The sequence below is a fragment of the Pseudomonas sp. 20P_3.2_Bac5 genome, assembly GCF_025466035.1.
Classification (GTDB): Bacteria; Pseudomonadota; Gammaproteobacteria; order Pseudomonadales; family Pseudomonadaceae; genus Aquipseudomonas.
Genome location: NZ_JANLOA010000060.1, coordinates 1 through 23,172, shown reverse-complemented (window position 1 = coordinate 23,172; position 23,172 = coordinate 1). Strand labels below are relative to the sequence as shown.

The 23,172-nt window shown below is 62.1% G+C and carries 24 protein-coding genes; 14 read left to right on the top strand and 10 right to left on the bottom strand.

The window, feature by feature from the left end:
- The first annotated feature begins 271 nt into the window (after positions 1 to 271).
- Entirely contained in the window at positions 272 to 718 is a 447-nt protein-coding gene (gene azu / locus NTD88_RS09720) for an azurin (protein ID WP_095155981.1), read from the top strand.
- Positions 719 to 798: 80 nt separating this feature from the next.
- On the opposite strand, the gene nadE is transcribed toward azu, so the two are convergent.
- Together nadE and pncB are read right to left on the bottom strand one after the other, a co-directional pair.
- On the bottom strand, positions 799 to 1,626 hold the full coding sequence (gene nadE, locus NTD88_RS09715; RefSeq protein WP_262153524.1) for an ammonia-dependent NAD(+) synthetase: 828 nt from the start codon (positions 1,624 to 1,626) through the stop codon (positions 799 to 801).
- A gap of 3 nt (positions 1,627 to 1,629) precedes the next feature.
- A complete protein-coding gene (pncB, locus tag NTD88_RS09710; protein WP_095155983.1) occupies positions 1,630 to 2,835 on the bottom strand; it encodes a nicotinate phosphoribosyltransferase in 1,206 nt (401 codons plus the stop codon).
- Positions 2,836 to 3,299: 464 nt separating this feature from the next.
- Here pncB and NTD88_RS09705 point away from each other — a divergent pair, with 464 nt between their 5' ends.
- The 7 genes from NTD88_RS09705 to NTD88_RS09675 all read left to right on the top strand — a co-directional run bounded on the left by NTD88_RS09705 (position 3,300) and on the right by NTD88_RS09675 (position 10,336).
- The gene (locus NTD88_RS09705; RefSeq protein WP_262129929.1) at positions 3,300 to 4,436 is read left to right on the top strand and encodes a branched-chain amino acid ABC transporter substrate-binding protein; all 1,137 of its coding nucleotides are present in this window, start codon (positions 3,300 to 3,302) and stop codon (positions 4,434 to 4,436) included.
- Between the two features lie 160 nt (positions 4,437 to 4,596).
- Positions 4,597 to 5,511 (top strand): ABC transporter permease subunit, encoded by a 915-nt coding sequence (locus tag NTD88_RS09700; protein WP_095155985.1) that lies wholly within the window; start codon positions 4,597 to 4,599, stop codon positions 5,509 to 5,511.
- Positions 5,512 to 5,513: 2 nt separating this feature from the next.
- Entirely contained in the window at positions 5,514 to 6,803 is a 1,290-nt protein-coding gene (gene livM, locus NTD88_RS09695; protein ID WP_095155986.1) for a high-affinity branched-chain amino acid ABC transporter permease LivM, read from the top strand.
- On the top strand, positions 6,800 to 7,675 hold the full coding sequence (locus NTD88_RS09690) for an ABC transporter ATP-binding protein (protein ID WP_095155987.1): 876 nt from the start codon (positions 6,800 to 6,802) through the stop codon (positions 7,673 to 7,675). Before livM ends, NTD88_RS09690 begins: the two co-directional genes overlap by 4 nt.
- Positions 7,672 to 8,388 carry an ABC transporter ATP-binding protein gene (locus tag NTD88_RS09685; RefSeq protein WP_095155988.1) on the top strand — a complete coding sequence of 239 codons (717 nt, stop codon included), beginning with the start codon at positions 7,672 to 7,674 and terminating at the stop codon, positions 8,386 to 8,388. Before NTD88_RS09690 ends, NTD88_RS09685 begins: the two co-directional genes overlap by 4 nt.
- A 138-nt stretch (positions 8,389 to 8,526) precedes the next feature.
- The gene (locus tag NTD88_RS09680) at positions 8,527 to 8,856 is read left to right on the top strand and encodes a hypothetical protein (protein WP_095155989.1); all 330 of its coding nucleotides are present in this window, start codon (positions 8,527 to 8,529) and stop codon (positions 8,854 to 8,856) included.
- A 709-nt stretch (positions 8,857 to 9,565) separates the two neighbouring features.
- Entirely contained in the window at positions 9,566 to 10,336 is a 771-nt protein-coding gene (locus tag NTD88_RS09675) for an SDR family oxidoreductase (protein WP_095155990.1), read from the top strand.
- A gap of 375 nt (positions 10,337 to 10,711) precedes the next feature.
- Here NTD88_RS09675 and NTD88_RS09670 read toward each other — a convergent pair whose 3' ends face one another.
- The 3 genes from NTD88_RS09670 to NTD88_RS09660 all read right to left on the bottom strand — a co-directional run bounded on the left by NTD88_RS09670 (position 10,712) and on the right by NTD88_RS09660 (position 13,027).
- Positions 10,712 to 11,812: an AGE family epimerase/isomerase gene (locus NTD88_RS09670; protein ID WP_262153523.1), complete on the bottom strand. Its 1,101-nt coding sequence runs from the start codon at positions 11,810 to 11,812 to the stop codon at positions 10,712 to 10,714.
- A gap of 68 nt (positions 11,813 to 11,880) precedes the next feature.
- Positions 11,881 to 12,513 carry a TetR family transcriptional regulator gene (locus NTD88_RS09665; protein WP_262153522.1) on the bottom strand — a complete coding sequence of 211 codons (633 nt, stop codon included), beginning with the start codon at positions 12,511 to 12,513 and terminating at the stop codon, positions 11,881 to 11,883.
- Between the two features lie 133 nt (positions 12,514 to 12,646).
- The gene (locus NTD88_RS09660) at positions 12,647 to 13,027 is read right to left on the bottom strand and encodes a hypothetical protein (protein ID WP_262153521.1); all 381 of its coding nucleotides are present in this window, start codon (positions 13,025 to 13,027) and stop codon (positions 12,647 to 12,649) included.
- A 343-nt stretch (positions 13,028 to 13,370) separates the two neighbouring features.
- Here NTD88_RS09660 and NTD88_RS09655 point away from each other — a divergent pair, with 343 nt between their 5' ends.
- Positions 13,371 to 15,440 carry an AsmA family protein gene (locus NTD88_RS09655; RefSeq protein WP_262153520.1) on the top strand — a complete coding sequence of 690 codons (2,070 nt, stop codon included), beginning with the start codon at positions 13,371 to 13,373 and terminating at the stop codon, positions 15,438 to 15,440.
- A gap of 124 nt (positions 15,441 to 15,564) precedes the next feature.
- Here NTD88_RS09655 and NTD88_RS09650 read toward each other — a convergent pair whose 3' ends face one another.
- A complete protein-coding gene (locus NTD88_RS09650; RefSeq protein ID WP_262129937.1) occupies positions 15,565 to 16,095 on the bottom strand; it encodes a bacterioferritin in 531 nt (176 codons plus the stop codon).
- Between the two features lie 92 nt (positions 16,096 to 16,187).
- Entirely contained in the window at positions 16,188 to 16,526 is a 339-nt protein-coding gene (gene osmE, locus NTD88_RS09645) for an osmotically-inducible lipoprotein OsmE (protein WP_095155996.1), read from the bottom strand.
- 133 nt (positions 16,527 to 16,659) lie between these two features.
- Here osmE and NTD88_RS09640 point away from each other — a divergent pair, with 133 nt between their 5' ends.
- From NTD88_RS09640 to NTD88_RS09630, 3 genes are all read left to right on the top strand, one after another.
- Positions 16,660 to 17,550 carry a lipase family alpha/beta hydrolase gene (locus tag NTD88_RS09640; protein ID WP_262156141.1) on the top strand — a complete coding sequence of 297 codons (891 nt, stop codon included), beginning with the start codon at positions 16,660 to 16,662 and terminating at the stop codon, positions 17,548 to 17,550.
- Between the two features lie 79 nt (positions 17,551 to 17,629).
- Positions 17,630 to 17,911 (top strand): PsiF family protein, encoded by a 282-nt coding sequence (locus NTD88_RS09635; RefSeq protein WP_095155998.1) that lies wholly within the window; start codon positions 17,630 to 17,632, stop codon positions 17,909 to 17,911.
- Positions 17,912 to 18,035: 124 nt separating this feature from the next.
- A complete protein-coding gene (locus NTD88_RS09630) occupies positions 18,036 to 19,043 on the top strand; it encodes an AI-2E family transporter (protein WP_095155999.1) in 1,008 nt (335 codons plus the stop codon).
- Positions 19,044 to 19,112: 69 nt separating this feature from the next.
- On the opposite strand, the gene NTD88_RS09625 is transcribed toward NTD88_RS09630, so the two are convergent.
- A complete protein-coding gene (locus NTD88_RS09625; protein ID WP_262129940.1) occupies positions 19,113 to 20,378 on the bottom strand; it encodes an Hsp70 family protein in 1,266 nt (421 codons plus the stop codon).
- A gap of 163 nt (positions 20,379 to 20,541) precedes the next feature.
- On the opposite strand from NTD88_RS09625, the gene cbpA reads away from it, so the two are divergent.
- Together cbpA and NTD88_RS09615 are read left to right on the top strand one after the other, a co-directional pair.
- Positions 20,542 to 21,507, top strand: a complete 966-nt coding sequence (cbpA, locus tag NTD88_RS09620) for a curved DNA-binding protein (protein WP_095156001.1) — start codon at positions 20,542 to 20,544, stop codon at positions 21,505 to 21,507.
- A 2-nt stretch (positions 21,508 to 21,509) separates the two neighbouring features.
- Positions 21,510 to 21,812, top strand: a complete 303-nt coding sequence (locus NTD88_RS09615) for a chaperone modulator CbpM (RefSeq protein WP_262129941.1) — start codon at positions 21,510 to 21,512, stop codon at positions 21,810 to 21,812.
- Between the two features lie 54 nt (positions 21,813 to 21,866).
- On the opposite strand, the gene NTD88_RS09610 is transcribed toward NTD88_RS09615, so the two are convergent.
- Positions 21,867 to 22,388 carry a GNAT family N-acetyltransferase gene (locus NTD88_RS09610; RefSeq protein ID WP_262156139.1) on the bottom strand — a complete coding sequence of 174 codons (522 nt, stop codon included), beginning with the start codon at positions 22,386 to 22,388 and terminating at the stop codon, positions 21,867 to 21,869.
- Between the two features lie 32 nt (positions 22,389 to 22,420).
- On the bottom strand, positions 22,421 to 23,119 hold the full coding sequence (gene urtE / locus NTD88_RS09605) for an urea ABC transporter ATP-binding subunit UrtE (protein WP_110971395.1): 699 nt from the start codon (positions 23,117 to 23,119) through the stop codon (positions 22,421 to 22,423).
- Positions 23,120 to 23,172 lie beyond the last annotated feature (53 nt).

Below are 23,172 nucleotides of genomic sequence, written 5' to 3'. Positions count from 1 at the left end.
GAGAACTCGTACACGTTGCCGGCGTTGGCGCAGGCGTAGGCGGCGAGCATGCTTTGCATGAAAGTGCTGATGGACATGTAGGACTACTCCTAATTGAGAGGTTGTCGCATCGTCCGTCATACGGGCATGATGGGCACGTTGATTGTCTTGATGGACACCATAGAAGAATTTCACCGCCCGGATATGGTCCCACGTTTGACCCATATCAGCAGCGCAGAGCGCTGGATAGGGCAGTCTGATTTCGATAAAAAACCTGCCATGGAGATTCACAATGTTTGCCAAGTTCGTTGCCGTGTCCCTGCTGACCGTTGCCAGTGCCCAGGTAATGGCTGCTGATTGCAAGGTCACCGTCGACTCCACCGACCAGATGTCTTTCAACACCAAGGAAATCGCCATCGACAAGAGCTGCAAGCAGTTCACCGTCGAACTGACCCACTCCGGCAACCTGCCGAAGAACGTCATGGGCCACAACCTGGTGATCAGCAAAGCCGCTGACATGCAGCCAATCGCTACCGACGGCCTGAGCGCCGGTATCGACAAGGATTACCTGAAAGAGGGTGATACCCGCGTGATCGCGCACACCAAAGTGATCGGCGCTGGCGAGAAAGACGCCGTTACCTTCGACGTTTCGAAGCTGGCCGCTGGCGAAAGCTACGGCTTCTTCTGCTCCTTCCCGGGCCACATCTCGATGATGAAAGGCACCATCGTTCTGAAGTAAAAGTCCCTTTCGCGAGCAAGCTCGCTCCTACGGGTTCGGCACATGCCGGGCTGTGTAGGAGCGAGCTTGCTCGCGATGCCTCAAGGCGCGAACGGCATTTCCCGCTTGTGGTGCGTCTTTTCATACGTCCGCTTGATGATCCCGAACGCTTCCTCGCTCACCGGCTCGCCGTGCAGGAAGGCGTCGATCTGCGCGTAGGTCACGCCGTGTGACGCTTCGTCCGGCTTGCCCGGCGCGAGGTCTTCCAGGTCGGCGGTCGGCACTTTCTCTACCAGTGACTCCGGCGCGCCAAAGCTGCGTGCGATCGAACGCACCTGGTTTTTCACCAGCCCGCTCAGCGGTGCCAGGTCGCAGGCGCCATCACCGAACTTGGTGAAGAACCCCATCACTGCTTCCGCCGCATGGTCAGTGCCGATCACCAGGCCCGCGCGGGCACCGGCGATGGTGTACTGGGCCACCATGCGCATGCGCGCCTTGGTGTTGCCGACCACGAAATCCACCAGGCTCGGCTGGCCGCCTTCCAGCGCCTTGACCTCGGTGGCGAGGGCGCGCACCGCCGGGGCGATGTTCACCGTGTGCAGTTCGTCCGGCTGGATGAAGTCGATGCAGGCCTGGGCATCGTGTTCGTCGTGCTGCACGTGGTACGGCAGGCGCACGGCGATGAAACGGTACTGCTCGTCACCGCTCTGCTGGCGCAGGTCGTTGATCGCGCGCTGGGCCAGCAGCGCCGCGGTCAGCGAATCGACGCCGCCGCTGATGCCCAGCACCAGGGTCTTGAGCCCGGCGTTTTTCAGGCATTGCTGGATGAAGGCGACGCGCCGGGCCACTTCGGCCTCGAGCGCGGCCTGGTCGGCGAACGGCGGCTGGACCTTGAGCTGCTGCGCGATCTCTCGCTGGACGGCTTGCATGGGTTACTCCTCGCTGGGAACTTTGAAAACGTGACGCAGGTAGGAAACGAAGTTGGGGTCGCGACACTGGGTCTTGGCGGCCTCATCGGAAATCTTGGCCACGGGCTGGCCATTACAGTCGGTCATTTTAAGCACGATGCTCATCGGCGCCACTCCGGGGATGTCGCAGGTGAGGTTGGTGCCGATGCCGAAGCTGACATTGATCCGTCCGCGCAGGGCCCGGAAGATTTCCAGCGAACGGGTCAGGTTCAAGCCGTCGGAAAACACCAGGGTCTTGGTCATCGGGTCGATGCCGAGCTTGCGGTAGTGCTCGATGGCTTTTTCCGCCCAGGCCACCGGTTCGCCCGAGTCATGCCGCAGGCCATCGAAAAGCTTGGCGAAGTACAGGTCGAAGTCCTGCAGGAAGGCATCCATGGTGATGCAGTCGGTCAGGGCGATGCCCAGCAGGCCGCGGTACTCGCGCACCCAGCAGTCGAGGGCGGCAATCTGGCTGTCGATCAGCCGCGGGCCGAGTTGCTGGTGGGCCATGATCCATTCGTGGGCCATGGTGCCCAGTGGCTTGATATCCAGTTTCCATGCCAGGTGCACGTTACTGGTGCCGACGAAGCGCGCGGGGAAGTCGGCCTTGAGCACCTTCACCACTTCTTCCTGAACGCCGTAGGAGAAGCGCCGGCGGGTGCCGAAATCGGCGACTTGCAACTCGGACAGTTCCTCGGCGCTGGCGTTGGCGCGCAGCCAGTCGAACTTGCGGTGCAGTTGTTCGCGGGCCTGTTCCAGGCGCACCTGTGGATAACGGTTGCGGTTGCGCACCTCGCTGATGATCGCCAGCAGCGGGACTTCGAAGAGGATCACGTGCAGCCACGGGCCGCGCAGGCGGAGGAACAACTGATCGTTCTCGATGCCCAGTTTCAGGTAGCGCAGGTTGAAGCGGAACAGGCCGAGGAAGCGCAGGAAGTCCGGCTTCATGAAGCTGATCTGCTCAAGGAAGGCCAGTTGCTCGGTGCTGATGCACATCTCGCTCAGGCGCTCGATCTGTTCACCGATCTGCCCCAGCCAGGGGCGCAGGTCCTCACCATTGCGGCAGCGGAACTCCCACTCGACGTCGACGTTGGGGTAGTTGTGCAGCACCGCCTGCATCATCGTCAGCTTGTAGAAATCGGTGTCCAGCAGGCTCTGCACGATGCGATCGGCGAAGGCGCTTTCGCTCATATAAGGCTCCAGTCCAGGCGTGTGCCATCAGAGCTGCTCATTGTGCCAGTCTTTGCCGTTGGGCGAAGCCGGTGTCTGCCGGGTCATTCGGTAGCAGCCTACCTTTAGCGGCGATTTCTCCAACCCAGACTAGCCTCTTATGGTGCTTGCTGTAGCAGTCGCGCACCACGGATGTGCACTTCCGTTACGCATGCTGTTACAGGACGGTTGCACGTAAACACGCGCGAGGGTTGCAATGATGGCATTGAGTGGTTGCGCCTATTTATGGCCTAGGGTGTAACTTTCTGTGTTGCAGAGGGTTGCACGACCCATAAAGAAAGCCCGCGACCGCTTGCCGGTGAACCTGAGCACGAGTTTCTTTCGAATAAAAAACCGATGGCACGGCGCTTGCTCTGAGCAAGACGCAGATACAAGTTGCTGAAAGTTGTAGTGCCAACCCAAAAAAACATCAGGAGCACCAACACATGTCGCAGACGTTTTACAAGAAAGGCTTTCTTGCCTTGGCCGTGGCAACGGCGCTGGGCATTTCTTCGTATGTACAGGCCGATGTGAAGATCGGCGTCGCGGGCCCCATGACGGGTGCCAACGCAGCGTTTGGCGAGCAATACATGAAAGGTGCCCAGGCGGCGGCCGACAAGATCAACGCCGAGGGCGGGATCAACGGCGAGAAGATCGTCCTGGTCAAAGGCGATGACGCCTGCGAGCCCAAGCAGGCCGTAGCCGTGGCCAACCGTCTGGTCGACCAGGACAAGGTCGCCGGCGTAGTGGGTCACTTCTGTTCCTCCAACACCATCCCTGCTTCCGAGGTCTACGACGAAGCCGGCGTGATCGCCATCACCCCGGGCTCCACCAACCCGCAGGTCACCGAACGCGGCCTGAGCGCCATGTTCCGCATGTGCGGCCGTGACGACCAGCAAGGCATCGTCGCCGGCGACTACATCGTCGACGTGCTCAAGGGCAAGAAGGTCGTGGTGCTGCACGACAAGGACACCTACGGTCAGGGCCTGGCAGACGCGACCAAGGCACAACTGGAAAAACGCGGCGTGAAGCCGGTGCTGTACGAAGGCCTTACCCGTGGCGAGAAAGACTTCAGCGCCGTGGTCACCAAGATTCGCGGCGCGGGCGCCGATGTCGTCTACTTCGGCGGCCTGCACCCGGAAGCCGGTCCACTGGTTCGCCAACTGCGTGAAGCCGGCCTGAAAGATGTGAAGTTCATGTCCGACGACGGCATCGTTACCGACGAACTGGTGTCCACCGCAGGCGGTGCGCAGTTCGTCGACGGCGTGTACATGACCTTCGGCGCTGACCCGCGCCTGCTGCCAGACAGCAAGGCCGTGGTGGAAGAGTTCCGCAAGGGCGGCACCGAGCCTGAAGGCTACACCCTGTACGCCTACGCTTCGGTCCAGGCGCTGGCTGCCGCGTTCAACGGCTCCAAGTCGAACAAAGGCGAGGACGCCGCCAAGTGGCTCAAGGCCAACCCGGTGAAAACCGTCATGGGCGAGAAGAAGTGGGACAGCAAGGGCGACCTGACCGTCTCCGACTACGTGGTCTACCAGTGGGACGCCAGCGGCAAATACCACCAGCTCGAAAAACAAAAATAACAACGGCACTCGGCCCGGGACGTTCGTGTCCCGGGCCGTTGCCCGGTTGCCGTACCTGTCTTTTCTCGTAGATCTGCACAACCCTGCGCTGCGAGGGTCCCTTCATCCGGGGCCCGCCGTAGTCGGCGCTTGTGCAATCTCAAATACGTGAGATTGCGTTATGGATGGAATTTTCCTGCAGCAACTGATCAATGGACTGACCCTCGGGTCTGTCTATGGTCTGATCGCCATCGGCTACACAATGGTCTATGGCATCATCGGCATGATCAACTTCGCGCACGGCGAGGTGTATATGATTTCCGCTTACCTGGCGGCAATCAGCCTGGCATTGCTGGCCTATTTCGGCGTCGAATCCTTTCCGCTGCTGATGTTGGGAACCTTGTTGTTCACGGTTGTCGTCACTGGCGTCTATGGCTTCACCATCGAACGCATCGCCTACAAACCCCTGCGTAACTCCACCCGCCTGGCACCGCTGATCAGTGCCATCGGTATCTCCCTGATCCTGCAGAACTATGCCCAGATCAGCCAGGGCGCCCGCCAGCAAGGCGTGCCGACCCTGCTCGAAGGCGCTTGGCGCGTCGACATTGGTACCGGCTTCGTCCAACTGACCTACACCAAGATCTTCATCCTGATCGCTGCGTTCGCCGGCATGGGCCTGCTCACCTATGTGATCAAGTACACCAAGCTCGGCCGCATGTGCCGCGCAACCCAGCAAGACCGCAAGATGGCCTCGATCCTGGGGATCAACACCGACCGGGTGATTTCCTATGTGTTCATCATCGGTGCGGTGATGGCTGCCCTGGCCGGCGTGCTGATCACCATGAACTACGGCACTTTCGACTTCTATGCCGGCTTCATCATCGGCATCAAGGCGTTCACCGCTGCGGTGCTCGGCGGGATTGGCTCGCTGCCTGGCGCGATGCTCGGCGGGATCATCCTCGGTATTTCCGAGTCGCTGTTCGCCGGCCTGATCAACTCCGACTACAAGGACGTGTTCAGCTTCTCGCTGCTGGTACTGATCCTCATCTTCCGTCCGCAAGGCCTGTTGGGTCGCCCGCTCGTGGCTAAGGTGTGAACATGTCCACTGCCAAAACTGCTTCTTCCGGTTTCGATATCAAACGCAGCCTGCTGGAAACCATTGTTGCCGGCCTGCTGGCCCTGATCGTGTTCGGCCCGGTGGTCGGCGTGGTCCTCGATGGCTATAGCTTCAACGCCCAACCGGCCCGGGTGGCCTGGCTGGTCGGCGGGGTGATGGTGGGGCGCTTCGTGCTCAGCGTGTTCTTCCAGAGTGCCACGGGCAAGCGCATGCTCGAGGGCTTCGACAGCGGTGGCTCGGGCGTGCATGTACTGGCGCCGGACTACAAGTCGCGGCTGCGCTACATCATCCCGGCGCTGATCGTCATCGCCATCGTCTTCCCGATCTTCGCCAACAAGTACCTGCTGACCGTGGTCATCCTCGGCCTGATCTACGTGTTGCTGGGCCTGGGCCTGAACATCGTGGTCGGCCTGGCCGGTCTGCTCGACCTGGGTTACGTGGCGTTCTATGCCATCGGCGCCTATGGCCTGGCGCTGGGTTACCAATACCTGGGCCTGGGTTTCTGGAGCGTGCTGCCGCTGGCGGCCATCGCCGCGGCGCTGGCGGGGTGCATACTCGGCTTCCCGGTGTTGCGCATGCACGGTGACTACCTGGCGATCGTGACCCTGGGCTTCGGTGAAATCATCCGCCTGGTGCTGAACAACTGGCTGTCGTTCACCGGTGGCCCGAACGGCATGCCGGCACCGTCGCCAACCTTCTTCGGTCTGGAGTTCGGTCGTCGCGCCAAGGACGGCGGCGTACCGTTCCACGAGTTCTTCGGCATCGACTACAACCCCAACCTGAAATTCCTGTTCATCTACATCGTGCTGTTCCTCGTCGTGCTGGCGGTGCTCTACATCAAGCACCGACTGACCCGCATGCCCGTGGGCCGCGCCTGGGAAGCGCTGCGCGAAGATGAAATCGCCTGCCGCTCCATGGGCCTGAACCACGTGCTGGTCAAACTCTCGGCGTTCACCCTCGGTGCCTCCACCGCGGGCCTGGCCGGGGTGTTCTTCGCCACCTACCAGGGCTTCGTCAACCCGTCCTCGTTCACCTTCTTCGAGTCGGCGCTGATCCTCGCCATCGTCGTGCTCGGCGGTATGGGCTCGACCGTCGGCGTGGTGATCGCCGCGTTCGTCCTGACCGTGGCCCCGGAGCTGCTGCGCAGCTTCTCTGAATACCGGGTGCTGCTGTTCGGCGTGTTGATGGTGTTGATGATGATCTGGCGACCGCGCGGCCTGATTCGCATCAGCCGTACCGGTGTAGTCCCGCGTAAAGGAGTGGCGCCATGAGCGACGACGTAATCCTCTCGGTCGACAACCTGATGATGCAGTTCGGCGGGATCAAGGCGCTGAGCGACGTCAGCCTGAAGGTCAAGCGCAACGAGATCTTCGCCCTGATCGGCCCCAACGGCGCGGGCAAGACCACCGTGTTCAACTGCCTCACCGGGTTCTACAAGGCCAGCGGCGGCAAGATCGAACTGAACGTGCGCGGCTCGAAGACCAACGTGATCCAGTTGCTCGGCGAGCGCTTCGAGCCGGGCGATTTCGTTTCGCCCAAGCGCTTCATCAATCGCGTGCACTACAAGATGTTCGGCGGCACTCACCTGGTGAACCGCGCCGGGCTCGCCCGGACTTTCCAGAACATTCGCCTGTTCAAGGAAATGTCCGTGGTGGAGAACCTGCTGGTGGCCCAGCACATGTGGGTCAACCGCAACTTGCTGGCCGGCGTGCTCAACACCAAGGGCTACCGCAAAGCCGAAAGCGACGCCCTGGACCACGCCTTCTACTGGCTGGAAGTGGTGGATCTGGTGGACTGCGCCAACCGCCTCGCTGGCGAACTTTCCTACGGCCAGCAGCGCCGTCTGGAAATCGCCCGGGCCATGTGCACGCGGCCGAAGATCATCTGCCTCGACGAGCCTGCCGCCGGCCTCAACCCGCAGGAAACCGAAGCCCTGAGCCGGATGATCCGCGTGCTGCGCGACGAGCACGACATCACCGTGGTGCTGATCGAGCACGACATGGGCATGGTCATGAGCATCTCCGACCATATCGTGGTCCTCGACCACGGCAACGTGATCGCCGAAGGCAAGCCGCAGGACATCCGCAACAACCCGACTGTGATCGCCGCCTACCTGGGTGCTGACGAAGAGGAACTGGTATGAGCGCACCCATTCTCGAACTGAAGGACCTGGACGTGTTCTACGGCCCGATCCAGGCCTTGAAGAAAGTCTCGATGCACATCAACGAGGGCGAGACGGTCAGCCTGATCGGCTCCAACGGCGCCGGCAAGTCGACCCTGCTGATGTCGATCTTCGGCCAGCCGCGGGCGGCGTCCGGGCAGATCATCTATCGCGGCACCGACATTACCCACAAGTCCTCGCACTACATCGCCTCCAACGGCATTGCCCAGTCGCCGGAAGGGCGGCGGGTATTCCCCGACATGAGCGTCGAGGAAAACCTGATGATGGGCACCATCCCCATCGGCGACAAACATGCCGACGAAGACATGCAGCGCATGTACGAACTGTTCCCGCGGCTCAAGGAACGGCGCAACCAGCGCGCCATGACCATGTCCGGTGGCGAGCAGCAAATGCTCGCCATTGCCCGCGCGCTGATGAGCCGGCCCAAGCTGTTGCTGCTGGATGAACCTTCGCTGGGGCTGGCACCGATCGTGGTCAAACAGATCTTCGCCACCCTGCGGGAGCTGGCCAAGAGCGGCATGACCATCTTCCTGGTGGAGCAGAACGCCAACCATGCGCTGAAACTGTCGGACCGGGCTTATGTGATGGTCAACGGCCAGATCCGCATGACCGGGACGGGGCAGGAATTGTTGGTGAACGAGGAGGTGAGGAACGCATACCTCGGCGGGCACTGATACACCGCAAGCAAGCCCGCTCCAGTGTCTGTAGGAGCGAGCTTGCTCGCGAAGCGGTCCCCCCTTTCACGGGAACTCACTGGAAACCCGCAGAGTCGTACCGGTTATACCGTCCGACCCCGCACAAGGAGCCCCGAGATGCCAACCCGCTTCCTGTTCACCCCCGCAATCCTCGCCTGCAGCCTGTTATTCGGCAGCCTGACGGTGCAGGCCGAGGAGGCGGCCAAGGTTCAGATCGACTCCTCCGCCGCGTCCTCGGACAACCTCGCGGCCATCCACCGCGAGTCCGGCATGAGCCACACCCTGCACGACTCCGGGGTCAGCGTGGCCGAGCTGAAGAAAATGCGCGACACCCTCAACCAGAACGCCAGCGACCTGCTGGAACTGCGCCGCTTGGTCGATGAGCAGACCCGGCAGATCGGCGAGCTGCAACGCCGCCTTGAGGACACCAACCGCAAGGTGCAATGACCACACTGCTGGTTTGTGAACGCCGCTTCGCCCTGACGGGCAAGCGGCGTTTTTTCATCCACGGGGTTGTCCACAGGATTGTGGAAAAGATAGCGCCGGCCTTGCGTGTGACACCGCAGAAAGTCCTTGTAAGCAGTTGTTTTCAATGCGCTTGAAGTTGTCCACGGTTCATGTGGAGGTGACTGTGGGTAACATGGTGGTATGTGCCTGCAAGCCACGTATCTAAAGGCTTTCAGGAAGGCGATCAAATTTTGATCAATAACTTTTGGATGAGTGGTAGAACCGTTTGTCAAGTTATAGCTCATAGCCATAACGCTGTTTCAAACAGTATGTTTTGCCTGTGGATAAGTCTGTGGGAAAGCCTTGGAAAGAGTGATGGGACCGGCGTCGTTACAGGCTTTGCGCCATTACCCGGTTTTTCACTGAAAGGGCTGGCAACCTCATTTCCAGCGTGTTTGCAGAGAAAACGCGCTCAGGGCTGTGGATTACTTGGCTAACGTTATTCCACGAATTTATACAGTTGCCCCCAATCTATGTGGAAGGGCCTGTGGATAAGGTGCGCATAGCCGGCTGCGAGCCTTATGCAGCAAGGCTTTGACGGTATTGATCGTTTTTCATACAGGCGGCAAACGGCTTGAAGTGACGCCTGCCGCCGGGCATGCTGCAAACCCTGCCGATCTCTTGTGCAAGCCCTCTCGAGGAGAATCCCATGACTTCCACTGTATTCATTACCGGCGCGACCTCCGGGTTTGGCGAAGCCTGCGCGCGGCGTTTCGCCGAGGCGGGTTGGTCGCTGGTGCTGACCGGTCGCCGCCAGGACCGCCTGGACGCCCTGTGCGCCGAGCTGTCGAAACAGACCGAAGTCCACGGCCTGGTGCTGGATGTGCGCGATCGCAAGGCCATGGAGCAGGCGCTCGGCAACCTGCCGCCAGCCTTCGCCAAGCTGCGCGGGCTGATCAACAACGCCGGCCTGGCCCTGGGCACTGATCCTGCGCAGAAATGCGACCTGGACGACTGGGACACCATGGTCGACACCAACATCAAGGGATTGATGTACACCACCCGCTTGCTGTTGCCGCGCCTGATCGCCCATGGCCGTGGCGCGACCATCCTCAACGTCGGTTCGGTGGCGGGCAACTACCCATATCCGGGCAGCCATGTGTATGGCGGCACCAAGGCCTTCGTCGGCCAGTTCTCCCTCAGCCTGCGTTGCGACCTGCGCGGCACGGGGGTGCGGGTCAGCAATATCGAGCCAGGCCTGTGTGAAAGCGAGTTCTCGCTGGTGCGTTTCGGCGGCGACCAGTCGCGCTACGACGCCACCTATGCCGGCGCCGAGCCGATCCAGCCGCAGGACATTGCCGAGACCATCTTCTGGATCCTCAACCAGCCGGCGCACATCAACATCAACAGCCTGGAGCTGATGCCGGTGAGCCAGGACTGGGCCGGGTTCTCGATCGAGCGGTCGGGCGGCAAGGGCTGAGGCTCAGCGATGAGCGTGCGGGGCTGCACATTCTTCGGTCATATGGTGGCAGGAAGGTGCTTGGCAAAAGGCCGAGTAATGGCTAGCAGGCGCATGTCAGTAGTTTTCCAGGGGCCTTGAGATCGAGCGCCGCCCGCGCGGCGCATCGCGAGCAAGCTCGCTCCTACAGTGGTTGCGACGTACCTATGTCTGTCCCATCGCCAAACGCCAAGGGCGGGCAACACCTCTCTGACAGGCCATGGCACGTTTCAACGAATGTAGGAGCGAGCTCGCTCGCGATGCGCCGCGCGGGCGGCGCTCGATCTTGAGAGCGCTGAAAAACTTCCGACAGGCGCCTGGTGGCCGCTACTCGGTCTTCTGACAAGCGCTACACAATCATCTCAGACGCTGAAGCCCTTCCAGACAGGTCGCCAGATGATACGGCGTAGTCGACGGCATATCATGCCGGCTCACCACGCCTGCAGCATCCCGACACTCATACCAACCCCCGTCATGCAGAAACCGCTGACGCAGCACTTCAAGCTGCTTCGCCACCTTCTCCGCGCCATCCGGGCGCAGGGTCAGCGCCCGCAGGTATTCGGCCTGGGCCCAGATCCGCTGGGTGGCGTCGCGCACTTCGCCTTGCGGGCTGAGCATCGCCAGCACAGCACCGTCCTTTACCCCCGTGGCCTCGGCAAAGCCGAAGGCGCGGTCCAGCGATGCATGCAGGGCGCCATCGCGCAGCAGCGGTGAGGTGTCCAGCAGGAAGAACCATTCGAACTGATGCCCCGGCTCGAACCAGTTATCCACAGCCCCACGCGGTTTCTCCAGCATCACGCCGTGCTCGGGGTCGATGAAGTGCGTCTGCATGGCCTCGGTCAGTGCCAGCAGGGCGGCTTCCACCTCGGCGTCTTCGCGCACGGCGAGGGTCGCGAGGAAGGCTTCGGCCAGGTGCATCAACGGGTTTTGCAGCGGGCCGCTGCCAAGGTCCGACCAGTCTTCACCGAGACTCGCCTCGTACAGGCCATCGTCATTGCCGAAGCGCTCGATCACCACGCTGAGGGCGGCGTTGAGGGTCGATTCCACCAGGCTGTCGCGCACGTTCGCCCAGTAATGGGCGCAGGCGAAGATGATGAAGGCGTGGGTGTAGAGGTCTTTGCGCCGGTCCAGCGGTTTGCCCTGGGCGTCGATGCTGTAGAACCAGCCGCCGTGTTCAGCATCGTGGAAGTGCCGTTGCAGCGAGCGGAACAGCGCGGCGGCGCGTTCGCTGGCGCCGGGCTGGTCGATGCGGCTGCTGAACAGGTAGAGCTGGCGGGCGCAGGCCATGGCGCGGTAGCGCTGCACTGGCAGCGGCTGGTGTTCGGCGTCGAGGGCTTCGAAGGGCAGGGCCATGTCTGCGTTCCAGCCGGGCGCTTCCCATAGCGGCACGATGCGCTGGTCGAAGTGTTGCTGGACTTCAGCGAGCAGGGAGGGCGGGGCAGCGTGAATTTCGGACATGGAAAGAGTTCGTCGACGTCGGGGCGTTTGCGCGCATGGTAGCAGGAAATATCGCCGTGGCGCCGCGATCAGAGCGGGCTGCCGAGGCCCTGCCAGTGTCGCGCGCCAACGAAAATGAAGCGCAATTGCTGGATGATCTTGGCCTGCCCGCTCAACTGGCCGGGCTCCACGTCGTCGGGGGCGTCGATCAGTTCCGGGAGGGTGGCGAACACGGTCTTGACCACCAGGTCGGCGATCACCGCCAGTGCCGTGGCGTCCAGGTGATGCCAGCGTGGCATGCTCGCCAGGTCGGCGGCGAGGTCCGAGCTGATGCCTTCGCGCAAACGGGCGATGGCCTGGCGCACCGGTTGCGAGCCGCCATATTGCTCGCGGGCTAGGAACAGGAACTGCGCCCGGTTGGCTGCCACCACATCGAGGAAGATCCGCACCGAGGCATCGGTGATGCCGCCCATTTCGATTTCGTTGTGGCGGACCATGCGGATGGTCTGGCGGAAGGTTTCGTTGACTTCCTTGACCAGCGCCAGGCCCAGTTGGTCCATGTCGTCGAAGTGTCGGTAGAAACCGGTGGGAACGATCCCTGCGCAGCGGGCCACTTCACGCAGGCTGATGCTGCCGAAGCCGCGGCCGCTTTCCATCAGTTGGCGGGCTGCATCCAGCAGGGCGTGGCGGGTCTGTTGCTTCTGTTCGGCGCGCGGCAGCATGGCGAATACGGTTCAGTGTGAAACAGGCCTGCACTCTAATAGCCGGGGCCGGAAAAACAAAGCCCGGTCAATTTGACCGGGCCTGAAGGCGAGGAGTCTGTGCGCGGGTATCTATTGTTCCGGCGCATAGGCATCAGCTCACCCGGTTGTTGCGCTCGATCAGACGATCCGAGCCACCTTCGGCGACGCGGTTGGCACGTTGCTCGATCAGACGATCAGAACCGCCTTCGGCTACACGGTTTTCGCGGCGTTCGATCAGACGATCAGAACCGCCTTCGGCCACACGATTCTCACGACGTTCGATCAGACGGTCGGAACCACCTTCGGCTACACGGTTTTCACGACGTTCGATCAAACGGTCAGAACCGCCTTCTGCCAGCGGGTCCAGCGGTTGCGACAGGATGACCGAGCCGGAGCGCGCTTCAGCGGACAGGTGCTGGTCTGCGGCAGGCACGGCGAAGGCGTTGGCGGCCAGAATGGACAGGGAAAGGCTAAGCAGTAATTGGCGTTTCATGATTTCGGTTCTCCTGGGGGAGGGCGACTAAGTGGGTACGAAGCCAATGCTACTCTTGGAAATCCGATAGAAAAGTTCATAAAGGTAATGGTAACAATCAACAGGATTGATACTTTCCGGCGAGGGCTCTAGCGCGGGCCTTTCCTGAGTGCTTTAGTAGGGATTGGGTGCCTCGCCCGATGAATTTCTCCTGATTGATGTGGGCGAAATCTGGCAGCAAGGTCAGGAAAAATCCGCCCGATCCGCCATTTCGAGTAAAACCCCTTGGCGTTTCGTCAGTCCCAAGTACACGTGCGTGTCACACGCACGCTGTCTGCCTTTGCTGTCACTGGAGAACCGTGCAATGACGCGCCCCGCCAAAATCATCACCTGGACCCTCGCCAGCCTGCTGCTGGTACTGGTGCTTCTGGTGATCTTCATCGCGACCTTCGACTGGAACCGGGCCAAGCCTTTTCTCAATGAAAAGGTTTCCGAAGCCCTGCATCGCCCCTTCGCCATCAACGGCAACCTTGCCGTGCACTGGCGTCGCGAAGCCGAGGAGGGTGGTTGGCGGGCGTGGGTGCCGTGGCCGCATTTCACTGCCGAAGACCTGACCCTGGGCAACCCGGACTGGCTGAAAGAGCCGCAGATGGTCGGCCTGCAGCAGGTGGATTTCCGCCTTTCGCCGCTGCCGTTGCTGGCGCAGCGCATCGTCATTCCGCGCATCGACCTCAAGTTGCCGACCGCCAGCCTCAAGCGCCTGGCCGATGGCCGGGCCAACTGGACTTTCGATTTCGGGCCCAAGGACGAGCAGGCCGAGCCGTCCAAATGGGTGATGGATATCGGTGCCATCGGTTTCGACAAAGGGCAGGTGGCCTTCGATGACCAGACCCTGAAAACCCGCCTCGACGTCCAGATCGACCCGCTTGGAAAACCGGTGCCGTTCAGCGATATCGTCGGCAAGGCGACGGCGGAAAAAGCCGAGAAACAGGGCGCGAAACCGCAGGACTATGCCTTCGGGCTGAAGGTCAAAGGCACCTACAAGGACCAGGCACTTTCCGGCGACGGCAAGATCGGCGGCCTGCTGGCGCTGCAGGACGCCAGCCAGCCGTTCCCGGTGCAGGCGGATGTCCGTATCGCCAAGACCCGCGCGATCATCGCCGGGACCCTGACCGACCCGCGCAACCTCGGCACCCTCGACCTGCGCCTGCGTCTGTCCGGCGCCAGCCTGGCCAACCTCTATCCGCTCACCGGCGTCACCCTCCCCGACACCCCGCCTTACCAGACCGACGGTCACCTTATCGCCAAACTGCACGAGCCCGGCGGCGCGCTGTTCCGCTATGAGGGCTTCAACGGTCGTATCGGCGACAGCGATATCCATGGCGACCTCGCCTTCGTTTCCAGTCAGCCGCGGCCCAAGTTGAGCGGCAAGCTGGTCTCCAACCAGTTGCTGTTCAAGGACCTCGCGCCGCTGATCGGCGCTGACTCCAACGCCCAGCAGAAAGCCCGCGGCGGCGCGGCGAAGCAGCCGGGCGACAAGGTGCTGCCGGTGGAGGAATTCCGCACCGAGCGCTGGCGTGCGATGGACGCCGACGTCAGTTTCAGCGGCAAGCGCATCGTACAGACCGAGGAACTGCCCTTCACTGACCTCAATAGTCATCTGGTGCTGGACGATGGTGTGTTGAGCCTGGAACCGCTGTCGTTCGGCGTGGCTGGCGGCAAACTGGACATGCTGGTGCGCCTCGACGGTCGCAGCGCGCCGATGCAGGGCCGGGCGCGACTGACCGCGCGGGACCTGAAGCTGAAGCAGCTTTTCCCCACCTTCGAGCCGATGAAAACCAGCTTTGGCGCGCTCAATGGCGACGCCGATATCAGCGGCCGCGGCAACTCGGTGGCGGCCTTGCTGGGCACCTCCAACGGCGATTTGAAGTTGCTGATCAACGATGGCGCGGTCAGCCGCAGCCTGATGGAGATTGCCGGGCTCAACGTCGGCAACTACGTGGTCGGCAAGCTGTTCGGCGACAAAGAAGTGAAGATCAACTGCGCGGCCACCGATGTCGGCATCAAGAATGGCCTGGCGACGCCGCGGCTGTTCGTGTTCGACACGGAGAATGCGGTGATCTATGTGGAAGGCACGGCCAACTTCGCGACCGAGCAACTGGACCTGAAGATCAATCCCGAGTCCAAGGGGCTGCGGTTGTTCTCCCTGCGTTCGCCGTTGTATGTGCGGGGTTCGTTCGCCAAGCCATCGGCGGGCGTCCAGGCCGTGCCGCTGGCGTTGCGTGGCGCGGGGATGGTCGCGTTGGGCATTGCCGCGGGGCCGGCGGCGGGGTTGCTGGCGCTGATCGCGCCGAGTAGCGGGGACGAGCCGAATCGTTGCACGCCGTTGCTGGAGCAGATGAAGGCGGGGAAAGCGCCGAAGACGGTGAAGTAATCCTGATTGTTGCAGCCCCTTTTTTAGCCTGTAGGAGCGAGCTTGCTCGCGATTGCGGTCCTGTGGTCGGACCCCATCGCGAGCAAGCTCGCTCCTACAAGGGACAATGGACGGATGGGGCGGGCTACAGGCCTTTCAACAGATCCGCCATATCATCCGCGTGCTCTTCTTCCTGAGCCAGGATGTCTTCGAAGATGCGCCGGGTGGTCGGGTCGCTTTCGCCGATGAACTGGATGATCTCGCGGTAGCTGTCGATGGCGATCCGCTCGGCGACCAGGTCTTCCAGCACCATTTCCTTCAGGTTGCGTCCGGCGACGTACTGCGCGTGGGAGTTCTTGCTCAGGTTGTCCGGGTTCAGGTCCGGCTCGCCGCCCAGTTGCACGATGCGCTCGGCCAGGCGGTCGGCGTGCTCCAGTTCCTGGGTCGCATGTTCGAGAAACTCTTCCGCGGCGACGCTGGCCTTGATACCGCTGGCCATGTAGTAGTGGCGCTTGTAACGCAGGGCGCAGACCCATTCGGTGGCCAGCGATTCATTGAGCAGACGCAGGATGGTCTGGCGGTCAGCGCTGTAGCCTTCGGTCACCGCGCCTTGCTCGACGTGCTGGCGGGCGCGCTCGCGGAGGGTGTTTACATCGGTCAGTTCTACGGTGCTCATGGTGTTCTCCAGGCTGGAAAAGCGGATGCGCCGCGCTCTGCTGGCGCGGTCGCTACATCAGGTACGAGTGCTGAGGCGGGCGGAAAGTTTTATCAGCTCTTCACGGCCTGCTCGTCTTTCTCGCGCTGTTCGCAGGTCTTGAAGCCTTTGGCGTCGACATGCCCGGTGGCATCGAAGCGCACGTAATAGGCTTGCTGATGACCGTCGCGGTTGAGGATGTAGTTGTTGCAGGTGCCGCCGTGGGGCAGGTCGATCACGGTGGACGGGCTGCCGCCGATGGCGATGACCCGCTGCATGGTCATGCCGTTCTCGACCTGCTTGACCAGTGGTTCTTCGCGGTAGGTGACGTAATCCACCGGGTTTTCCGGGCGGCTGCCGCAGCCGACCAGGGTGGCGCTGACCAGAAGTGCTGCCAGGGCGTGTTTGTACATGGTCGTACTCCCTCGAAATGGGCCGTCATGGCCCGGTATCAGTTTGGAACCGCGGGCGACGACGGGAGTTCGATTGCGATTGCCATGATTTCGCCTGTAGGGTGGGCGAAATGTCCATGGATCGGGGATCGCCATGTCGCAAGCACTTGCCACCCGTTACCCGCTGGTTCTGGTGCCGGGCATGCTCGGTTTCGTTCGCCTGCTGCTCTATCCGTACTGGTTCGGCATCGTCGCGGCCCTGCGCCGGGGCGGGGCGCAGGTCTATCCGGTGCAGGTGTCGCCGCTGAACAGCACCGAAGTGCGCGGCGAGCAGTTGCTGCGCATCATCGAAGACATCCTCCAGCGCACCGGCGCCGACAAGGTCAACCTGCTCGGCCACAGCCAGGGCGCACTGACCGCCCGCTACGCGGCGGCCAAGCGCCCGGAATGGGTCGCCTCGGTGACGTCCATCGCCGGGCCGAACCATGGCTCGGAACTGGCCGACTATCTTGAGCGCCAATACCCCGGCGATTCGCCCCGCGGACGTGTGCTCAAGGCCATCCTCCACGGCCTCGGGCGCCTGATGGGGTGGCTGGAAACCGGCTGGAAGGGCCCGGCGCTACCGATTGACGTGCATGCCTCGCACCAGTCACTGACGTGTGCCGGCGTGGCGCTGTTCAACCAACGTTATCCACAGGGCCTGCCGGAAATCTGGGGCGGCGAAGGTCCGGCCGAGGTCAACGGTGTGCGTTATTACTCCTGGTCCGGGGTGCTCAAGCCGGGCATCACCGACCGCGGCCTCAACCGCCTCGATGGCAGCAACCGCTTCTGTCGCCTGTTCGCCCGCAGTTTCGTGCGCGAGGCGGGGCACTGTGACGGCATGGTCGGGCGCTACAGCTCGCACTTGGGCCAGGTGATTGGCGATGACTATCCGCTGGACCACCTGGACATCGTCAATCAGTCTCTGGGCGCGGTGGGCAAGGGCGCGCAGCCGGTGAAGCTGTTCACCGAACACGCCGCGCGGCTCAAGGCCGCTGGCTGTTGATCTGAACCGGGGATGTAAGAAATCTTGTCTAAACTCCTGTGACCGCTGCACGTCCGACGCGGCGACCAGGAGATTTGCCATGAAGATGATGCGTTTGCCATTGCTGTTGCTGGGAGTGCTGATGGCTTCACAAGGCTTCGCCGCCACCGCGCAGCAGGAAAAGATGAAAACCTGCAACGCCGACGCCACCGCCAAGACACTCAAGGGCGACGAGCGCAAGGCGTTCATGAGCACCTGCCTGAAAGCCAAGCCCGCCACCCAGCAGGACAAGATGAAGACCTGCAACGCCGACGCCGGCACCAAGGCGCTCAAGGGCGATGAACGCAAGGCGTTCATGAGCGACTGCCTGAAGAAAAAATAGCCATTTCCCCGGATGCGCCATTGCCCTGGAGCAATGGCGCGTCGTCCTGTGCCCCGCGCCCCTATGCCTGCCCGCAGAAGGCTGGCAGACTGCCGGCTTTGTCGTCGTGGCTGTCTGAGGTTGTATGACTTTTACCCAGCGTCAGATTGTGCTGGCGAGTTGGATCATCATATTCACCGGCTTGTTGCTGGTCTTGCCGCTCAAGTTGCTGCCGAGCCTCCTGGCCGGGTTGCTGGTGTTCGAGCTGGTCAATATGCTCACGCCGAAACTGCAGCATGTGATCGCCGGGCCGCGAGCGCGCTGGCTGGCGGTAGCCCTGCTTGGCACCCTGGTGGTCAGCACGCTGACACTGGTTTTTGCCGGTGCCATCAGCTTCCTGCTGCACGAAGCGGAAAACCCCGGCGCCTCGCTGGACAAGTTCATGCTGCTGGTGGACCAGGCGCGCGGGCAGTTGCCGCCGTTCGTCGACGCCTACCTGCCGGCCAGCGCTGCCGAGTTCAAGGTGGCCATTGGTGAATGGCTGAAGACTCACCTGGGCGAGTTGCAACTGGTGGGCAAGGGCGCGGCGCACATGTTCGTCACGCTGCTGATCGGCATGATCCTCGGCGCCATCGTCGCGTTGCAGCGGATCCCCGACATCTCCCGGCGCAAGCCGCTGGCTGCGGCGCTGTTCGAGCGCCTGTCGCTGCTGGTCCAGGCGTTTCGCAACATCGTCTTCGCGCAGATCAAGATTTCCCTGCTCAACACCGCGTTCACCGGGATCTTCCTCGCCGTGGTGCTGCCGCTGTTCGGCGTGCACCTGCCGCTGACCAAGACGCTGATCGTGTTGACCTTCCTGCTGGGCCTGTTACCGGTGATCGGCAACCTGATGTCCAACACCCTGATCACCATCGTCGGCTTGTCGCTGTCGATCTGGGTGGCGATGGCGGCGCTGGGCTACCTGATCGTTATCCACAAGGTCGAGTATTTCCTCAACGCGCGGATCGTTGGCGGGCAGATCAGTGCCAAATCGTGGGAATTGTTGTTGGCGATGCTGGTGTTCGAAGCCGCGTTCGGGCTGCCTGGTGTGGTGGCGGGGCCGATTTATTACGCGTACCTGAAGAGTGAATTGAGGCGGGCGGAGCTGGTTTGAGTCTGTAAGTGTGCCCTTCGCGAGCAAGCTCGCTCCTACAGGGTAGGTGCGAGCTTGTCGGGGCGCCGGTCAGCCGTAGCGCTTGCGCGCCTCGATCGCCAGCCCGCTGCCGATGCTGCCGAAGATGTTGCCTTCGACATGCCGGGCATTCGGCAACATCGCCGCAACACTCTGGCGCAACGCCGGGATGCCGCTCGAACCACCGGTGAAGAACACCGTATCCACTTGCTCGACACCGACGCCAGCCTTGAGCAGCAGCTCATCGACGCTGCCGCGCACGCGCTCCAGCAGGTTGTCGATCGCCGCCTCGAACAGCGCCCGGCTCAGGTCCACTTCAAGACCCTTCTCGATCCGGCCAAGGTCCACCAGGCGGTTTTCCGCGTGGGTCAGCTCGATCTTGGTCGCTTCCACTTCCATCGCCAGCCAGTGCCCGGCGCGTTGGTCGATCAGCTTGAACAGGCGGTCGATGCCGAGGGTGTCTTCGATGTCGTAGCGCATGCTGCCCAGCGCCAACTGGGATTTCTGCGAGTACACCGAGTTGATGGTGTGCCAGGTGGCGAGGCTCATGTGATGGCTGGTGGGCATCAGCGCCTGGCTTTTCATCCGGCTGCCGTAGCCGAACAGCGGCATGACACCTTGCAGGCTCAGTTGCTTGTCGAAGTCGGTTCCGCCGATGTGCACGCCGCCGGTGGCGAGGATGTCGTCCTGGCGGTCATCGAGCATGTGCCGTTCAGGCGCGAGGCGGATCAGCGAGAAGTCCGAGGTACCACCGCCGATGTCGACAATCAGTACCAGCTCTTCACGGTCGATGCCCGACTCGTAGTCGTAGGCCGCAGCGATGGGCTCGAACTGGAAGGAGACGTCCTTGAAGCCGATTTTCTTCGCGACATCGGCCAGGGTGTCTTCGGCTTCCTGGTCGGCGGCCTGGTCGTCATCGACGAAATGCACCGGACGACCCAGCACCACTTCATCGAATGCCCGGCCGGCGTCGGCCTCGGCGCGCTTCTTCAATTCGCCGATGAACATGCCGAGCAGGTCCTTGAACGGCAGGGCGGTACCCAGGACGCTGGTGTCGTGCTTGATCAGCTTGGAGCCCAGCAGGCTCTTGAGCGAGCGCATCAGGCGGCCTTCGTAGCCTTCCAGGTATTCGCTCAGCGCCAGGCGGCCATACACCGGACGGCGCTCCTCGATATTGAAGAACACCACCGAAGGCAGGGTGATCTTGCCGTCTTCGAGGACGATCAAGGTCTCCTCGCCGGGGCGGTGCCAGCCGACGGTGGAGTTTGACGTGCCGAAGTCGATACCACAGGCACGGGCCGGGGATGCGTGATTCATGGAAGCGGTTCCGGAGTAAAAACGGCCGCGCAGTGTATGCCAGCCGCTGACAGAATCAAGACCGATTATCTGCTCCGTGACAAACCTGGCCCGGCCTTGAAAGGCTATGCTTGACCCCAATCTTCACACGCAGTGAATTTGATAACCGATGGTGATTCCTTAGATGGATTTCAAAGACTATTACAAGATACTCGGCGTAGAGCCCACGGCGGACGAAAAGGCGATCAAGACCGCCTACCGCAAGCTGGCGCGCAAGTATCATCCGGACGTCAGCAAAGAGCGTGGCGCCGAAGACAAATTCAAGGAGGCCAACGAGGCCTACGAAGTGCTGAGCAGCCCTGAAAAGCGCGCTGAGTACGACGAAATTCGCAAGTACGGCCAGCATGGCCGGCCCTTCCAGGGGCCTCCCGGCTGGGAGAGTCGTGGTGGTGGCGACGCGGGTGGCTTCGGCAACGGTGGCGATTTCTCGGACTTCTTCAGCTCGATCTTCGGGTCGGCCGGGCGCGGCAACGGCAATCCGTTTGGCCGTGGCCAGCAACAGCGCAGTACCGGTCGGCGAGGGCAGGACGTGGAAATGGAACTGGCAGTGTTCCTCGAGGAAACCCTGGCCAACGAATCGAAGAAGATCAGCTTCCAGATTCCGCAGCACAACGCCCAGGGCCAGCGCACAGGCGATACCACCAAGACCCTCAACGTCAAGATCCCCGCCGGGGTGACCGACGGCGAGCGCATCCGCCTCAAGGGCCAGGGCGCACCGGGTGTTGGCGGTGGGGCGAACGGCGATCTGTACCTGATCATCCGCTTCGCACCGCATCCGTTGTTCGATGTCGAAGGTCATGACCTGATCATCACTGTGCCGCTGGCGCCGTGGGAAGCCGCGTTGGGCACCAAGGTGGAAATGCCGACCCTTACCGGCAAGGTCAACCTGACCATTCGTCCCGACAGCCAGAGCGGTCAGCGCCTGCGCATCAAGGGCATGGGCCTGTCGAACAAGCAGGGCGAACGTGGCGACCTGTACGCGCAACTGAAGGTGGTGATGCCGCCACAGTCGGATGCGGCGACGCGTGAATTGTGGAGCAAACTGTCGGAGAAGGCCGGGTTCAACCCGCGAACTCAATGGAGTAAGTGACCATGAGCAGCACCCTGATCGTTCAGCTGGATATGCGCACGTTTTGTCAGGAAGCCGAGTTGCCGGTGGACTGCGTGATCGAAATCGTCGAACACGGCATTGTTGAACCATTGGGGCGAACACCGGAGGACTGGCTGTTCGACGCCCAGGCGCCGGTGCTGGCCAAGCGCGCGGCGCGCCTGCACCAGGAGCTGGAACTGGAGTGGGAAGGCGTGGCGCTGGCGCTGCAGTTGCTGGAGGAAGTGCGGCAACTGCGCAGCGAGAACGACATGCTGCGGCAGCGGTTGGGGCGGTTTGTGCAGTGATTGTTCTGTGTTATTCAGGGCCGAACCGTAGCGATGAGGCCCTGAATAACACCATCACCCCGGCGGCAATGCCCCCGGATTCAACACCAACTGCATAAACGTCAAATCCAGCCACTTGCCGAATTTCACCCCCACCTGCGGCATCTGCCCGTTCAGGGTGAAACCCAGCCGCTCATGCAGGCGGATCGACGCGGCGTTGCCGCTTTCGATCGCGGCCACCATCACATGTTTTCCACAGCCTCGCGCCCGTTCGATCAGGGCCAGCATCAGCTTCGGCCCCAGGCCGTTGCCGCGCTGGTCGGCGCGGATGTACACCGAGTGCTCGACGGTATGGCGAAAGCCTTCGAATGGCCGCCAGTCGCCGAACGAGGCATAACCCACCACCTCGCCCGCGTCGTCCACCGCCACCAGGATCGGGTATTTCTGTGCCTGGCGTGCGTCGAACCAGGCCTGGCGGTTGGCCAGGTCCACCGGTTGTTCGTTCCAGATCGCCGTGGTGTTGAGCACGGCGTCGTTGTAGATGTCGCGAATGCCCGGCAGGTCATCGGGCACGGCATCGCGGATCAGGTCTGTCATGGCAAGGTTCCGGGATTGAGCAGGCGGTCAGATTAAATGGTTACCAGCCCGCGTACACCCTCGGCCTCCATGTTTTCGCCGCGTCCTTGCTGGACGATTTCGCCACGGGACATCACCAGGTACTGGTCGGCCAGTTCCGCGGCGAAGTCGTAGAACTGTTCCACCAGCAGGATCGCCATATCGCCGCGGGCCGCCAGTTTGCTGATTACCACGCCGATTTCCTTGATCACCGAGGGCTGGATGCCTTCGGTGGGTTCGTCGAGGATCAGCAGGCGCGGCCGGCTGGCCAACGCGCGGCCGATGGCCAGTTGTTGCTGCTGGCCGCCGGACAGGTCGCCGCCACGGCGGTGTTTCATCTGCAGCAGCACCGGGAACAGCTCGTAGATGAACTCCGGGACGCTCTTGGCTTCCTTGGCGCTGAAGCGTGACAGGCCCATCAGCAGGTTTTCCTCGACGGTCAGGCGCGGGAAGATCTCGCGGCCTTGCGGCACATAGGCGATACCGGCGTGGACCCGCTGGTGCGGCTTGAGCTGGGTGATGGCCTGGCCTTCCCAGGACACGCTGCCTTCGCGGGATGGAATCAGGCCCATCAGGCAACGCAGCAGCGTGGTCTTGCCCACGCCGTTGCGGCCCAGCAGGCACGTGACTTCGCCGACCTTCGCCTCGAAAGACAGGCCGCGCAGGATGTGGCTGCCGCCGTAGTACTGGTGCAGGGAATCGATTTTCAGCATGTGGTTGTCCTTACAGATTGGCACCAATCCTTGTAGGAACTGGCTTGGCGGGG

Bases quoted from the DNA above. Each gene is read 5' to 3' on its own strand.
- azu (WP_095155981.1), top strand. From the start codon at position 272: ATGTTTGCCAAGTTCGTTGCCGTGTCCCTGCTGACCGTTGCCAGTGCC.
- nadE (WP_262153524.1), bottom strand. From the start codon at position 1,626: ATGCAAGCCGTCCAGCGAGAGATCGCGCAGCAGCTCAAGGTCCAGCCG.
- pncB (WP_095155983.1), bottom strand. From the start codon at position 2,835: ATGAGCGAAAGCGCCTTCGCCGATCGCATCGTGCAGAGCCTGCTGGAC.
- NTD88_RS09705 (WP_262129929.1), top strand. From the start codon at position 3,300: ATGTCGCAGACGTTTTACAAGAAAGGCTTTCTTGCCTTGGCCGTGGCA.
- NTD88_RS09700 (WP_095155985.1), top strand. From the start codon at position 4,597: ATGGATGGAATTTTCCTGCAGCAACTGATCAATGGACTGACCCTCGGG.
- livM (WP_095155986.1), top strand. From the start codon at position 5,514: ATGTCCACTGCCAAAACTGCTTCTTCCGGTTTCGATATCAAACGCAGC.
- NTD88_RS09690 (WP_095155987.1), top strand. From the start codon at position 6,800: ATGAGCGACGACGTAATCCTCTCGGTCGACAACCTGATGATGCAGTTC.
- NTD88_RS09685 (WP_095155988.1), top strand. From the start codon at position 7,672: ATGAGCGCACCCATTCTCGAACTGAAGGACCTGGACGTGTTCTACGGC.
- NTD88_RS09680 (WP_095155989.1), top strand. From the start codon at position 8,527: ATGCCAACCCGCTTCCTGTTCACCCCCGCAATCCTCGCCTGCAGCCTG.
- NTD88_RS09675 (WP_095155990.1), top strand. From the start codon at position 9,566: ATGACTTCCACTGTATTCATTACCGGCGCGACCTCCGGGTTTGGCGAA.
- NTD88_RS09670 (WP_262153523.1), bottom strand. From the start codon at position 11,812: ATGTCCGAAATTCACGCTGCCCCGCCCTCCCTGCTCGCTGAAGTCCAG.
- NTD88_RS09665 (WP_262153522.1), bottom strand. From the start codon at position 12,513: ATGCTGCCGCGCGCCGAACAGAAGCAACAGACCCGCCACGCCCTGCTG.
- NTD88_RS09660 (WP_262153521.1), bottom strand. From the start codon at position 13,027: ATGAAACGCCAATTACTGCTTAGCCTTTCCCTGTCCATTCTGGCCGCC.
- NTD88_RS09655 (WP_262153520.1), top strand. From the start codon at position 13,371: ATGACGCGCCCCGCCAAAATCATCACCTGGACCCTCGCCAGCCTGCTG.
- NTD88_RS09650 (WP_262129937.1), bottom strand. From the start codon at position 16,095: ATGAGCACCGTAGAACTGACCGATGTAAACACCCTCCGCGAGCGCGCC.
- osmE (WP_095155996.1), bottom strand. From the start codon at position 16,526: ATGTACAAACACGCCCTGGCAGCACTTCTGGTCAGCGCCACCCTGGTC.
- NTD88_RS09640 (WP_262156141.1), top strand. From the start codon at position 16,660: ATGTCGCAAGCACTTGCCACCCGTTACCCGCTGGTTCTGGTGCCGGGC.
- NTD88_RS09635 (WP_095155998.1), top strand. From the start codon at position 17,630: ATGAAGATGATGCGTTTGCCATTGCTGTTGCTGGGAGTGCTGATGGCT.
- NTD88_RS09630 (WP_095155999.1), top strand. From the start codon at position 18,036: ATGACTTTTACCCAGCGTCAGATTGTGCTGGCGAGTTGGATCATCATA.
- NTD88_RS09625 (WP_262129940.1), bottom strand. From the start codon at position 20,378: ATGAATCACGCATCCCCGGCCCGTGCCTGTGGTATCGACTTCGGCACG.
- cbpA (WP_095156001.1), top strand. From the start codon at position 20,542: ATGGATTTCAAAGACTATTACAAGATACTCGGCGTAGAGCCCACGGCG.
- NTD88_RS09615 (WP_262129941.1), top strand. From the start codon at position 21,510: ATGAGCAGCACCCTGATCGTTCAGCTGGATATGCGCACGTTTTGTCAG.
- NTD88_RS09610 (WP_262156139.1), bottom strand. From the start codon at position 22,388: ATGACAGACCTGATCCGCGATGCCGTGCCCGATGACCTGCCGGGCATT.
- urtE (WP_110971395.1), bottom strand. From the start codon at position 23,119: ATGCTGAAAATCGATTCCCTGCACCAGTACTACGGCGGCAGCCACATC.